Annotated in this window: 11 protein-coding genes; 7 read left to right on the top strand and 4 right to left on the bottom strand. The window is 66.8% G+C overall.

Annotated features, from left to right (window positions below):
* Window positions 1-284, bottom strand: a 284-nt coding sequence (locus C8N38_RS21735) for a hypothetical protein (RefSeq protein WP_215731173.1), incomplete at its 3' end; no start/stop codon positions are given.
* Window positions 285-663: 379 nt separating this feature from the next.
* Here C8N38_RS21735 and C8N38_RS16965 point away from each other — a divergent pair.
* The 6 genes from C8N38_RS16965 (at window position 664) to C8N38_RS16940 (ending at window position 8,001) form a co-directional block, all read left to right on the top strand.
* Complete coding sequence (locus C8N38_RS16965) at window positions 664-1,704, top strand: alpha/beta hydrolase (protein WP_215731172.1); 1,041 nt, start codon at window positions 664-666, stop codon at window positions 1,702-1,704.
* 41 nt (window positions 1,705-1,745) lie between these two features.
* Complete coding sequence (locus C8N38_RS16960; RefSeq protein WP_215731171.1) at window positions 1,746-2,675, top strand: AraC family transcriptional regulator; 930 nt, start codon at window positions 1,746-1,748, stop codon at window positions 2,673-2,675.
* A gap of 1,043 nt (window positions 2,676-3,718) precedes the next feature.
* Window positions 3,719-4,873, top strand: a complete 1,155-nt coding sequence (locus C8N38_RS16955; RefSeq protein ID WP_108028331.1) for a phosphoserine transaminase — start codon at window positions 3,719-3,721, stop codon at window positions 4,871-4,873.
* A gap of 76 nt (window positions 4,874-4,949) precedes the next feature.
* Window positions 4,950-6,545 (top strand): phosphoglycerate dehydrogenase, encoded by a 1,596-nt coding sequence (gene serA / locus C8N38_RS16950; RefSeq protein WP_108028330.1) that lies wholly within the window; start codon window positions 4,950-4,952, stop codon window positions 6,543-6,545.
* A gap of 94 nt (window positions 6,546-6,639) precedes the next feature.
* The gene (locus tag C8N38_RS16945) at window positions 6,640-7,392 is read left to right on the top strand and encodes a metallophosphoesterase (RefSeq protein WP_108028337.1); all 753 of its coding nucleotides are present in this window, start codon (window positions 6,640-6,642) and stop codon (window positions 7,390-7,392) included.
* 51 nt (window positions 7,393-7,443) lie between these two features.
* Window positions 7,444-8,001: a DUF1643 domain-containing protein gene (locus C8N38_RS16940; RefSeq protein ID WP_108028329.1), complete on the top strand. Its 558-nt coding sequence runs from the start codon at window positions 7,444-7,446 to the stop codon at window positions 7,999-8,001.
* Between the two features lie 3 nt (window positions 8,002-8,004).
* Here the strand turns inward: C8N38_RS16940 and C8N38_RS16935 are convergent, their stop codons facing one another.
* On the bottom strand, window positions 8,005-9,366 hold the full coding sequence (locus tag C8N38_RS16935) for a vWA domain-containing protein (RefSeq protein WP_245895779.1): 1,362 nt from the start codon (window positions 9,364-9,366) through the stop codon (window positions 8,005-8,007).
* A 1-nt stretch (window position 9,367) separates the two neighbouring features.
* Window positions 9,368-10,483 (bottom strand): AAA family ATPase, encoded by a 1,116-nt coding sequence (locus C8N38_RS16930; protein ID WP_108028328.1) that lies wholly within the window; start codon window positions 10,481-10,483, stop codon window positions 9,368-9,370.
* A 188-nt stretch (window positions 10,484-10,671) separates the two neighbouring features.
* Here C8N38_RS16930 and C8N38_RS16925 point away from each other — a divergent pair, with 188 nt between their 5' ends.
* Window positions 10,672-11,994 carry an ABC1 kinase family protein gene (locus tag C8N38_RS16925; protein ID WP_108028327.1) on the top strand — a complete coding sequence of 441 codons (1,323 nt, stop codon included), beginning with the start codon at window positions 10,672-10,674 and terminating at the stop codon, window positions 11,992-11,994.
* Here C8N38_RS16925 and truB read toward each other — a convergent pair whose 3' ends face one another.
* A complete protein-coding gene (truB, locus tag C8N38_RS16920; RefSeq protein WP_108028326.1) occupies window positions 11,995-12,903 on the bottom strand; it encodes a tRNA pseudouridine(55) synthase TruB in 909 nt (302 codons plus the stop codon).
* Window positions 12,904-12,996 lie beyond the last annotated feature (93 nt).

Genomic DNA, 12,996 nt, shown 5'->3' with positions numbered 1-12,996 from the left:
GGATGTGCAACCGGCGGATTGCGGTCCCTAGCCCCGCGTCCGGCGGCGCCCTGTTTCCCGCTTGGTTCGATCGGCGCGCACCCGGATCTGCGGCGACGAAAGTTGCCAAGCGGATCTCGACCTTCGCGAGTCGTCAGGCGGCCCTTCGAACAAGCGTTGAACGGCAGTTGTCGGCAGAGTCTTCTCAAAGAAAAACAGACGCCGCCGCGGTCGACGGCCGTTCCCGGCCCATCGATGAAAATGGCCGGATCGGCCACCCGCCGCGCGAGGATGCGGTCGACCATCCGCCCCGCCCCCACATTGCCCCGGCTGCGCTGGTGTCCGACCGGCCCGCCGCGCGACAGGGTGCATTCCGGTCCGCGAGGGGGCGAAGACAAGGCAGGTGGCCAGCGGAGACCCCCACGAAGAAGTTCCGGCGCAACGACCGGGCGCTCTGCGGACGGGGTCCTGCCCTGCGTTCATGGGTGCCCGCCCGACGCGGATTTCCCCGGGAAATGCGTCGCCGCAAACCGGGCCTTACGATCTTGCTGCCCCTCATCGTCCGTCCGGAGTCAGGGCGCGACTTGCGGCCGGGAGAGCCGTCTGCCGGGCCTTCCATGCACGGGTTGGGAGGTTTTCGCATTATCACTGCCTGTCGCAGGATCAGGCAAGAATACTGCGGCAATGGTCTATCTGCATCAAGCTTTCATGGACTATCCAGCATGCAACGGCGACGCACATGCTCGCGTGCCGACCTCGAAAGGATACAGGATGGAACTCACGCAGGACTGGGACAAGACCTTCCCGAAAAGCGACAAGGTCGACCACCGCAAGGTCACCTTCTCCAACCGCTACGGCATCGAACTGGCCGGCGACCTCTACACCCCGAAGGGCGGTGGTCCCTTTGCCGCAATTGCGGTCAGCGGGCCCTTCGGTGCGGTGAAAGAGCAATCCTCCGGCCTGCACGCGCAGACCTTGGCCGAACGCGGCTTCGTCACCCTAGCCTTCGACGCCTCCTATACCGGCGAAAGCGGCGGTGAGCCCCGCAACCTGGCCTCGCCCGAGATCAACACCGAGGATTTCAGCGCCGCCGTCGACTTCCTGGGCCTGCTGCCCGGCGTCGACCGCGAACGCATCGGCATCCTGGGCATCTGCGGCTTCGGCGGCATGGGCCTGAACGCGGCCGCCGCCGACAAGCGGATCAAGGCCGTCGCCGCCACCACCATGTACGACATCAGCCGGATGATGGCGAAGGGCTACTTCGACAGCACCACGCCCGAGCAGCGGGCCGAGGCGCTGGACGGCCTGAGCCGTCAACGCTGGGCCGACGCCGAGGCCGGCGCCCCGGCCTATGGCCCCAACGGCCTGGAACTGAAGGGCGGCGAGCCGCAGTTCGTCGTGGAATACGCGGCCTATTACAAGGACGAGAAGCGCGGCTTCCACCCGCGATCCGTCAATTCCAATGCCTCCTGGACACTGACCACGCCGCTGTCCTTCATGAACATGCCGCTGCTGACCTATATCGACGAGATCGCGCCGCGCCCGATCCTGCTGGTCCACGGTTCCGCGGCGCATTCGCTCTACTTCAGTAAAACCGCCTATGAAAACGCGGCGGAACCGAAGGAACTGTTCATCGTGGAGGGCGCCACCCATACCGATCTCTACGACCAGATGGACAAGATCCCCTTCGACAAGTTCGTCAGCTTCTTTTCAGAAACCCTGTGACGAACCGGCGGAGCCGCCTTCGGGTGGCTCCGCGATTCCATTTGGACATCGCGCAAATGAGCGAACACGAAACCCGACACGGACAGACGCCGCACGCGAAACTCGCCGGGATGATCCGGGGCTGGTCCGGCCCTGCCGAGGATGTCTCGACACCGATCGACGGGCTGAGCTTCTTTCAGCGCACCCGGCCGACCGAGCCCGATCTCTGTCTGGTCGAGCCTGCGCTGCTGGTCGTGGCCCAGGGGGCAAAGCAGATGTTCGTCGGCGGTGCGCCGCATCGCTACGACCCTTCGGGCTTTCTCATCACCTCGCTGGAAATTCCCGGACAGACGCAGATCATCGAGGCCAGCCCGGACACCCCCTGCCTGGGCCTCGTCCTGAAGCTCGACCAGCGGATTCTGGCCCGGATGGTGGCCCGCGACGTGACGCCGCCGCGCCGGCAGAGAGACCGCAGCAGCGTTGCCGTGGGAACCATGACGCCAAAGCTGATTGCCCCGCTCGAAAGACTGGTCGCGCTGCTTGACGAACCCGACGCACTCCCGTTCCTTGCCCCGCTGATCCTGCAGGAGATCCATTATCGTCTTCTGGTCAGCGATCAGGGCGCGCGCCTGTGGTCCTTCGTGGCCGCAGGCACCCCGAACCAGCGGATCCTGGCGCTGCTCAACTGGATGAAGCTGAACTATGCCAAGCCGCTTCGCGTGGAGGATCTGGCAGAGCGCGCGCAGATGAGCGCCTCGACCTTCCACCAGCATTTCCGCGAACTCACGACCATGAGCCCGCTGAAATACCAGAAGTGGCTCCGCCTCAACGAGGCGCGGCAGTTGATGCTCAACGATCACCTCGATGCGGCCAGCGCTTCCTATCGCGTGGGCTACGAAAGTCCGTCGCAATTCAGCCGGGAATACGCCCGCCTCTTCGGCAATCCCCCCAAGCGGGATATAGAGAAGCTGCGCCTCGATGTTGCAGACTAGGCGTTCGGTCCCGGCATCTGGTGGAGTGGGTTGGCGACGATTCTGTCCGGCTCCGAAGTGCAGACTTTGCAGGCATCGTGGGTCATGAGACCGCTTGGGGCTCTGAGCCCGCGCGCGACCTTATCGGCGGCCATGTATCGACCCGGCGGAATCTGGTCGGTCAAGCCGCCGATCTGAATGCCTCGACAGGCGTAGGCAAGGCAGGCGCCTGATGAGGGCGGCGGTTCGGCCTGTCCCTTTCGACATCCGGTATCCTCGGCCGCGATCTGCTTCGCAGCACGCCTCTGGTCGGCAGCTGCTGTCCAGAACCGCCCCGTATTTATCGGTGAGCAAGAAGCTCGAAGCATACCCGTGATGAGCAGGAAATCTTACAGCCCATCCTGCCCGGCCGAGCTGCGTGAGCGCGGCGTCCGGCTTTTCAGGGAACGCCGTGGCGAACACGCCGGCGATAACGCGGCCTATCGGGCGATTGCGCCGAAGCTCGGCTGGTCTTCGGACAGCCTGCGTGTCTGGTGCCAGGGCACCGAACGCGATGCCGGGGCCCGGCCTGACCAGCGCAGAGCGGGACCGGAGCGCGCCGTTGGAGCGCCGTTGGTCCGAGAGCGATGGCGAACGACCTGGAGCGCGAGGTCCGGGAGTTGCGGTCAGCCAACGAGAGTCTGACTGAGGAGGATCAGGAAAACGTCCGGGGGACGTTCTCCCCGACGAAGGCGAGCGCGTATATCGCCCAGGCGGACCTGGATAGCCGCGACGGGTGAGGAGATCCCGGTCGCGCTGGCACTGACAAGTGCCGATGCCCCGCAACGGGTGCGGGAGCCAGCCGCAGCGGCGTTATCTTGGGCGCTGTCTCGGGACGTATGGGGAACGAACGGCACCGATTTTGCACATGCAATCGGCGCCCGTTCACGCATCGTTCCGTTGCACGCCGCAAGAATATGCATGGCGGACCCTTTTGATACTTGCGGTTTTTTCCGGGGAAGCGTATTTGCGGCGGCGGGACACCCCTCCCCAACGAGGGGCGTATATCTGGAAGGATACCAGCGATGGTTACCGCTACCCCGGCAGCGCGCCCGGTCAATCCGCGTTTTTCGTCCGGCCCTTGCGCTAAACTCCCCAACTTCTCTGTCGACATGCTTGCGGACGCCGCTCTTGGCCGGTCGCACCGTGCCGCCATCGGCAAGGCCAAGCTGAAGGCCGCCATCGACACCACGCGCGAGATCCTCGGCGTGCCTGCCGACTATCGTATCGGGATCGTGCCCGCCTCGGATACCGGCGCCGTCGAGATGGCGATGTGGTCGATGCTGGGCGCTCGCGGAGTCGAGATGCTGGCCTGGGAAAGCTTCGGCGCGGGCTGGGTCACCGATGTCGTCAAGCAGCTGAAGCTCGACGCCACCGTGCGCGAGGCCCCCTATGGCGAGATCGTCGATTTCGCCGAGGTCGATTTCGACAAGGACGTGGTCTTCACCTGGAACGGCACCACCTCGGGCGTGCGCGTGGCGAATGGCGACGCGATCCCGGCTGACCGTGCGGGCCTGACGATCTGCGACGCGACCTCGGCCGCCTTCGCGATGGACCTGCCCTGGGACAAGCTCGATGTCGTGACCTTCTCCTGGCAGAAGGTGATGGGCGGCGAGGGCGCGCACGGGATGCTGATCCTGAGCCCGCGCGCGGTCGAACGGCTGGAAAGCTACAAGCCCGCCTGGCCGCTGCCGAAGATCTTCCGCCTGACCAAGGGCGGCAAGCTGATCGAGGGCATCTTTGTCGGCGAGACCATCAACACCCCGTCGATGATGGCGGTCGAGGACTACCTGGTGGCGCTCGACTGGGCGAAATCGATCGGCGGCCTGCCGAAGCTGATGGAGCGCTCGACCGCGAACTTCAGGGCGGTGCAGGACTTCGTCGATGCGAAACCCTGGATCGAGAACCTGGCGGCGGACCCTGCGACGCGGTCGAACACCAGCGTCTGCCTGAAATTCACCGACGCGCGGATCAAGGACGGTGCGGCCTTCGCCAAGGCCATCGTCAAGCGGCTGGAAAAGGAAGGCGTGGCCTTCGATATCGGGTCCTATCGCGATGCGCCCGCGGGTCTGCGGATCTGGTGCGGCGCCACGGTCGAGGCCGCCGATGTCGCGGCGCTGATGCCCTGGATCGAATGGGCCTTCGAGGCCGAGATCGAGGCGCAGACGGCCGCCGCCTGACGCGAATTTTCTGCGAAAATTCGTGGCCGGGCGATGCCCGTCCGGCCCATGCCCCCATTCCATGAGGAGTGCCCAAATGGCCCCCAAGGTTCTCGTTTCCGACAAGCTTTCCGAAACCGCCGTGCAGATCTTCCGTGACCGCGGCATCGATGTCGACTTCCTGCCCGACCTCGGCAAGGACAAGGACAAGCTGCTTGAGGCAATCGGCCAGTATGACGGCCTGGCCATCCGCTCGGCCACCAAGGTGACCGAAAAGATCCTCGAGGCTGCCACCAACCTCAAGGTCGTCGGCCGTGCCGGCATCGGCGTCGACAACGTCGACATCCCGGCCGCGTCCAAGAAGGGCGTGATCGTGATGAACACCCCCTTCGGCAACTCGATCACCACCGCCGAACATGCCATTGCGATGATGATGGCCGCCGCCCGGCAGATCCCCGAGGCCAACGCCTCGACCCATGCCGGCAAATGGGAGAAATCCCGCTTCATGGGGGTCGAGCTGACCGCCAAGACCCTTGGCCTGATCGGCTGCGGCAATATCGGGTCCATCGTCGCCGACCGTGCCATCGGCCTGAAGATGAAGGTTCTGGCCTACGACCCCTTCCTGTCGCAGGAACGTGCCGACAAGCTGGGCGTGACCAAGGTCGAGCTGGACGAGTTGCTGCCCAAGGCCGACTTCATCACGCTCCACGTGCCGATGACCGAGAAGACCGCCAACATCCTCTCGAAGGACGCGCTGGCCAAGACCAAGAAAGGCGTGCGCATCGTCAACTGCGCCCGCGGCGGTCTGGTCGACGAGGAGGCCCTGGCCGAGCTGCTGAAATCGGGTCATGTCGCGGCCGCGGCGTTCGACGTCTTCGCGGTCGAGCCCGCCAAGGAGAACATCCTGTTCAACCTGCCCAACGTCGTCTGCACGCCGCACCTGGGCGCGTCGACCACCGAGGCGCAGGAAAACGTGGCCCTTCAGGTCGCCGAGCAGATGTCGGACTACCTGATGACCGGCGCCGTCACCAACGCCATCAACATGCCCTCGATCACCGCCGAGGAAGCCAAGGTCATGGGACCCTGGATCAAGCTGGCCGGGCATGTCGGGTCCTTCATCGGGCAGATGACCGACGAGCCGATCAAGGCGATCAACATCCTTTATGACGGCGTCGCCTCCGACATGAACACCGCCGCCCTGAACGCCTCGGCCATCGCGGGCGTCCTGAAAGAGGTGATCGCCGAGGTGAACATGGTCTCGGCCCCGGTGATCGCCAAGGAACGCGGCATCGCGATCTCGACCACCACCCAGGGCAAGTCGGGCATCTTCGACGGTTACATCAAGATGACTGTCGTCACCGACAAGCGCGAACGCTCGATCGCGGGCACCGTCTTCTCGGACGGCAAGCCGCGCTTCATCCAGATCAAGGGCATCAACATCGATGCCGAGATCGGCGAGCACATGCTGTACACCACCAACCGGGACGTGCCCGGCATCATCGGCGCGCTCGGCGCGGCGATGGGCGCGCATGGGGTCAACATCGCGAACTTCACCCTTGGGCGGACAAAGGCCGGTGAGGATGCGATCGCGCTGATGTATCTGGACCAGCCGATGCCCGCACATGTAGTGGAAGAACTCGAGAAGACCGGGCTCTTCCAGCAGGTCCGCCCGCTGGAATTCGAGATCGCCTGAGATCGCGCCGGCCGGGCCGGATCGGTTTGAACGACAGGGAGGGCCTGCCGCGTGTCTGACGGCAGGCCCTTCGCTTTTTGAGGTCGAGAAAATGCTGAGAACCTATGCCATTGGCGATATCCACGGACAGCGCGCCCTGCTGGAAGCGGCGCATGCCCGCATTGTCGAGGATCGCGCGCGGACCGGCGATGCCGAGGCGCCGGTCGTCCATGTCGGCGACTATGTCGACCGCGGCCCCGACAGCTGCGGGGTTATCGAGTTTCTGCTGGACGGGCTCCGGCGCGGCGCTCCCTGGATCTGCCTGATGGGCAATCACGACCGCTGGATGCAGCATTTCCTGCTGCCGACCTGCGAACAGGAGCCGACGAACCCCGCCATGCACTGGCTCGAGGACGGCGTGGGCGGCCGGGCGACGCTGGCCTCTTACGGCGTCGATGCGGGCACGCACCGGATGATGCTGGACATTCACGCCGATGCCCGGGCGCAGATCCCGGCGGACCACATGTCCTTCCTCGACGACCTGCGGCCCTTCTACCGGCGCGGCGCGGCCTTCTTCTGCCATGCGGGGATACGGCCGGGCATTCCGCTGGACGCGCAGGACGTGACCGACCTGTTCTGGATCCGCAGCGAGTTTCACCGCGACACCCGCGACCACGGCGCCCTGATCGTGCATGGCCATACCCAGGTCGAGGCGGTCAAGAACTGCGGCAACCGGGTCAATCTGGACACCGGGGCGGGCTATGGCCGCGCCCTGTCGGCGGTCGTGATCGAGGGTCAGGATGTGTTCCTGCTGAGCCCGGAGGGCCGCGTGCGGATCGACCCGCTCGACTGCCGCGAGGCGGTCTGACCGGGCCGGGGCCGCTTTCGTCCGGCCGCCGCCCGGGGTAGAACCGCCGCCATGACCGAAATCGACCCTTCCAGCCTGCACGATCCGGGCGGCAAGACCCGCTGGGCGCTGCCGCCGGGCATGCGCGGCAGTGCCGTCTTTTCGCCCTGCGGACGCTACCGGACCCGGCTCGAACGCGACTGGACGCCCGAAGGCCAGCCCGCCCGGACCATCCTCTTCTGCGGCATGAACCCCTCGACCGCCGATGCGCTGGTGCAGGACAATACCTGCGCCAAGGAGACAAGGCGCGCCGCGGTGCTGGGCTTTACCCGCTATCTCAAGGGCAATGTGCTGGATTATCGGGTGACCAACCCCAAGGACTTGCCGAAGGATCCGGCCCTTGCCTGCAGCCCCGAGAACCTGCCCGCGATCCTTGCCATGGCCGCCGAAGCCGAGGTCGTGGTGATGGCCTATGGCCGGCTTCATCCTCGCTATGCCGGGGTGGTGGACGGCATCGTCGCCGCGCTGCGGGACAGCGGCCGGCCGCTGTTCTGTTTCGGCAAGAACCAGGACGGGTCGGCCAAGCACCCGCTGTATCTCAGAAACGACGCGCCGCTTTTGCCGTTCTGAGACCTAGCGCGCCAGCGACAGCACCTGACCGAAGGGCGCGCCGCCCGGCGGCACCTCGCCCGGCACCGCCCAGATCACCGGCAGGCCGCGCGGCGGTGGCGGGCCGAAGGGTCCCAGAAGGTCGGTCAGGATCACCACCGCCGAGGGGCCCAGCGCCAGCGCCTCTTCCATCACCGCGATGAAGGACGTCCCGCCCTCGCGCGAGAAGAGCACATCCGCGATGCGGCCCTCCCAGATGCCGCCGCCCATCACCTGATGGCCCTGCACCTTCGTGTCGAAGACCAGAACATGTGTCTCGGCCCCGGTGCGCTTGGAAATCCCCGCCACCTCGGCTGCGAACTTGGCCAGCAGGGTCGGTTCGACCGACCCGGAACTGTCGATGCCCACGACGATCCGGGGGATTTCGAGATCGCGGGTCCAGGCATATTCGAAGGCCGGAGAGGGCTCGCCCCGCGCCCGCGCGTCGCTGTCGCGCGCGATCCAGCGCCGGGCCGGGCGGGTGCTGCGGGGCTGGGGCTGCACCGTCACCGCCCGGGTCACCAAGGCGCGCAGATGCTGTTCCCAGGGGGTGTGAACCTCGGGCAGGTCGGCCAGCCGGTGGCCGAGCATGCCGATGCCGTGCCCGGCGATCCGCCCGGCCTCCATCGCACGGGCCACGCGCTGGCGCCACTCGGCATCGGCCTCGCTGCCCGCGCCCTGATCGCTGTCGGTGCCGCCAGTGTCGATATCGGGGGCAAAGCCCTGCTGGCGGCCATAGTCGCGCGCGGCCTCGGCGACAGCGCCCCCGGGCCGTGGCCGCGCCTCGCCGGTGCTGCCCTGCCCCTGGCCCTCGCCCGCCGCGCCGCCCGCGCGCATGCCACGGTCGCCGGCCTTGCCGCCTTGGGGCGCGTCGTCCTGCAAAAGCCGCAGATAAAGCCGTTCGGCATCGTAGCGGGTCACCGCCTCGTCGGCGCCCAGCTCTTCTCGGGCGGCAGTCTTCAGAAGCCCGGTCAGCCGCACCACGGGCCGGGGCAGGATGAAGCCCGACAGCATCAGCGTCTCGTTCACGATGGCATCGGTCGCGAGGTTGAAGAGGTCCTCGTCGAAGCGGTCGCCGAAGCGCAGATACATCGCCTGCGTCCGGGGCGCGTGGCGAAAGGCGACATGCAGGATGTGATGGGCCGCGACGCCGATCTGTTCAGGCAGGCTCAGGGCCTCGAAGGCGGGCCCGTAGCGAATCGCCGCGCCATCGGTCCAGGCCGGACCCTCGCGTGCATCGCTGTCGGCATGGGTGCACCACAGCGCCAGCGCCGCGAAGGCCGGGTCCTCTTCGGCCAGCTTCTGCAAGGCCCGGGTGGCCCGGGCCGAATGCCGCGACGGGATCACCTTACAGCCCCGCCGCCTTGCGCTCGGCCGCATAGCTTCGATAGGCCTCGTGCCCGAGGAACCGTTCGCCCAGCCCAAGGTCGAGCCCCTTGCGGATCAGCCCCTCGAAGCCGTAGGTGCAGAGCTCGCCCAGCGGCATCCGCTGAAACGCCTCTTCAGGGCGCTGGCGCGCCAGCTGCCGGATCTCGGCCATGCAGTCGATCACCGCATCGGCGTTGCGCGCGTCGAGAACCCCGATCAGCCCGTAGATCAGTGCGTTCAACCCGTGCATCGAGGCGGGATAGAGACCGATCCGGTCCTTCCGCGAGGCTTCGAGCATCTCCTGCACCTGGACCGTCGCGGCGATGTCGTCGGCGATCAGCGCAAATTCGGCGGCCACCGCGTCGCCCACCGTGCCCGCGATCAGCACGTTTCTGAGACGCCGCTCGGCCACCGCGCCCATGATCTGGCTGACCCGCTCCCAGCTGCGCGGCGTGGTCGCGATCAGCTGGCCCTCGGCCACGGCGCGCTCGGTCGTGTCCAGCAGGTCGGGGCGGGTCTTGATGAAGGCGACGACGGTCGCGTGAAGCCCCTTCGGCACCGCGTAATTGTCCAGCCAGTCGGTCGCCGCGGCCTGCACATGCAGGTGGATCAGCCGGTCCGACAGCGCGGTGTTCATCTGATAGGCAATGGCCCCGTCCTCGACGGTATTGCCCGCCGCCACGATGAAGACATTGCCGGGCAGCCGGTGCCGCCCCACCCGGCGTTCCTGCAACAGCCCGTAGACCGTCGGCTGCAGCATCGGCGAGGCGGCGGTGAGTTCGTCGAGAAACAGGATCGAGGGCTGCGCGGGGTCGTCGGGCAGGTCCTCGGGCCGGTACCATTTGGTCTTCTGCGCCTCGTGGTCGTAATAGGGCAGCCCGCGCAGGTCCTGCGGCTCGATGGTGGTCAGCCGAAGGTCGAAAAGCCGCGCGCCGATCTCGGCGGCCAGTTGCTCGATCACCTGGGTCTTGCCCACGCCGGGCCGCCCGTGAAGCATGTAGGAGGCCGTCATCTGCCCGGCCTGTTGTGCCTGCCATCCGGCGCGCAGAACCTCCAGCGCCTCGCCGGCCGATACGATCATCGCATTGACGCTCATTCGATCTCCTGTCTGCCTCCCTTGTCGGGCAAGGGCTTCCCTTGACCTAGGGCAGAGCGCGGCCGGATCACGCCCCCGGGGCTCACGCGGATGTGCACATTGCCGGTCCGGCCTTTGTGCCTATGTCACATCCCGGCGGGGGAGGGATCGCTATGCGATCCGGAAGAGATTTGCAAAGGACTGCCCGCATGCCCGATTCCAAGTTCGATTCCCGTCCGCTTCCCGTGCCCGCGGGGCGGTTGACCCGGCTGGCGCGGTTTGGCGGGCTTGCCTCGAACCTTGCCGGGGCGGCGGCGCTGAACGGCATGCAGCAGCTGGCCCAGGGGCACCGGCCGAAGGCGCGCGATCTGTTCCTCACGCCCTCGAACATGAAGAAGGTCGCCGACCAGCTGGCCCATATGCGCGGCGCAGCGATGAAGGTGGGCCAGCTCGTGTCGATGGATGCGGGCGACATGCTGCCGCCCGAACTGGCCGAGATCATGGCGCGGCTGAGGGCCGATGCCCATTACATGCCGGGCGGGCAGCTGAAACAGGTGCTGAACGCCAATTGGGGCGAGGGCTGGCTGAAACGCTTTGCCCGGTTCGACGTGCGCCCCATCGCGGCGGCCTCGATCGGGCAGGTGCACCGGGCCCAGACCAAGGACGGCCGCGATCTGGCCATCAAGGTGCAATATCCGGGCGTGCGCCGGTCGATCGACAGCGACGTGACCAATGTCGCCGCGCTGTTGCGCCTGTCGGGGGCGATGCCGAAACAGATGGACATCTCGCCGATGCTGGACGAGGCCCGGCGCCAGTTGCACGAAGAGGCCGATTACGACCGCGAGGGCCGCTATCTGCGCCGGTTTTACGACCTTCTGGCCGACGCGCCCGAATTCGCCGTGCCGCGCATGCACGAGGATCTGACGACCGAGAACGTGCTGGCAATGGATTTCGTCGAGGGCGTGGGCATCGAAACCCTGACCGAGGCGCCGCAGGCCGAACGCGACCGGGTGATGGGGCTTCTGGTCAGGCTTCTGTTCCGCGAGCTGTTCGACTTCCGGCTGATGCAGACCGACCCGAACTTCGCCAACTACCGCTATCAGCCCGATACCGGCCGCGTGGTCCTTCTGGATTTCGGCGCCTCGCGCGAATTTCCCGCCGAGATGACCGAGGCGTTCCGGGGCCTGATGCGGGCGGGGCTTGCGGGCGACCGCGAGGCAGTGCGGCAGGCGATCCTTCGGATCGGGTTCTTCGGCGAGGACACGGCCGCCCATCACCAGCAGCTGATGATCGACATGTTCGAGATGTCGATGGAGCCGCTCCGCCGCCCCGGCGCCTTCGATTTCGCGCAGAACGACGTGGCGCTACGGATGCGCGATGCCGGGATGGAGCTGGGTCAGGACCGCGACTTCTGGCACATCCCGCCGATGGATACGCTGTTCATGCAGCGCAAGTTCGGCGGCATGTACCTGTTGGCCAGCCGGTTGCGCGCGCGGATCGACCTGCGCGAGATCGTCGAGCCCTATGTCTAGTCAGCCCTTGACGAAAACCCGGTTCGGGTGCAGCTCGCCCGCCTTGTAGATGCCGACCGCCACCGCCTCGCCATCCAGCGAGGCCCAGGCCTCGTCGCCATATTCGACGTCGGAGGCCAGCACGATGCCGGGATTGCCGTTGCGCAGCTTGGTCGCGCCATCATGGGTCGTGCGCAGTTCCGGCAGATCGGCCAGCCCCTCTTCCAGCGGCCGCAGGTAGTCGTCGAGCGCGGGCGTGCGCGCCAGCTCCTCGACCAGATCGAGCGTCACCCCGTCCTCGGCCTCGAACGGCCCGGCCCAGACCCGGCGCAGGCTGACCACATGGCCATGGCAGCCCAGCGCCTGCCCCAGATCGCGGGCGATCGAACGCACATAGCCGCCCTTGCCGCAGATCATCTCCAGCACCGCGTGATCGGCATCCGGGCGCTCGACCATCTCGAGGCTTTCGACATAAAGCGGGCGGGCCGCGATCTCGACCTCCTCGCCCGCGCGGGCCAGCGCATAGGCGCGCTCGCCGTCGATCTTGACCGCCGAGAATTGCGGCGGCACCTGCTCGATATCGCCGACGAAGGCGGGCAGCGCGGCCGCGATCTCGTCATCCGACGGCCGCCTGTCCGAGGTCGCGATCACCTCGCCCTCGGCATCGTCGGTATTGGTCGCCGCGCCGAAGCGCACGGTGAAGCGGTAGGCCTTGAGCGCATCGGTCACGAAAGGCACGGTCTTGGTGGCCTCGCCCAGCGCCACGGCCAGAACCCCGGTCGCGGCCGGGTCGAGCGTGCCGGCATGGCCTGCCTTCTTCGCGTTGAAGGCCCAGCGGACCTTGTTGACGACGGCGGTCGAGGTCAGCCCGGCGGGCTTGTCCACGACCAGCCAGCCCGAAATGTCGCGTCCCTTGCGGCTGCGTCCCATATGCCTTGGCTCCTCCGCTGCGGTCTGAGCGACCCGGATGCATGTGCGAGGCCCGCCTGCTAGCGAAGCCGGGGCGTTCCGTCAATGCAGGGC

The organism is Rhodovulum kholense, from assembly GCF_003053725.1.
Lineage (GTDB): Bacteria > Pseudomonadota > Alphaproteobacteria > Rhodobacterales > Rhodobacteraceae > Rhodovulum > Rhodovulum kholense.
The sequence above is the reverse complement of the archived record's forward strand: the minus strand, read 5'-3'. Positions and strand labels throughout refer to the sequence as shown.

What these genes read in the sequence shown, in the direction of transcription:
- C8N38_RS16965 (WP_215731172.1), top strand. Translation starts at nt 664, where the DNA reads ATGGTCTATCTGCATCAAGCTTTCATGGACTATCCAGCATGCAACGGC.
- C8N38_RS16955 (WP_108028331.1), top strand. Translation starts at nt 3,719, where the DNA reads ATGGTTACCGCTACCCCGGCAGCGCGCCCGGTCAATCCGCGTTTTTCG.
- serA (WP_108028330.1), top strand. Translation starts at nt 4,950, where the DNA reads ATGGCCCCCAAGGTTCTCGTTTCCGACAAGCTTTCCGAAACCGCCGTG.
- C8N38_RS16940 (WP_108028329.1), top strand. Translation starts at nt 7,444, where the DNA reads ATGACCGAAATCGACCCTTCCAGCCTGCACGATCCGGGCGGCAAGACC.
- C8N38_RS16930 (WP_108028328.1), bottom strand. Translation starts at nt 10,483, where the DNA reads ATGAGCGTCAATGCGATGATCGTATCGGCCGGCGAGGCGCTGGAGGTT.
- C8N38_RS16925 (WP_108028327.1), top strand. Translation starts at nt 10,672, where the DNA reads ATGCCCGATTCCAAGTTCGATTCCCGTCCGCTTCCCGTGCCCGCGGGG.
- truB (WP_108028326.1), bottom strand. Translation starts at nt 12,903, where the DNA reads ATGGGACGCAGCCGCAAGGGACGCGACATTTCGGGCTGGCTGGTCGTG.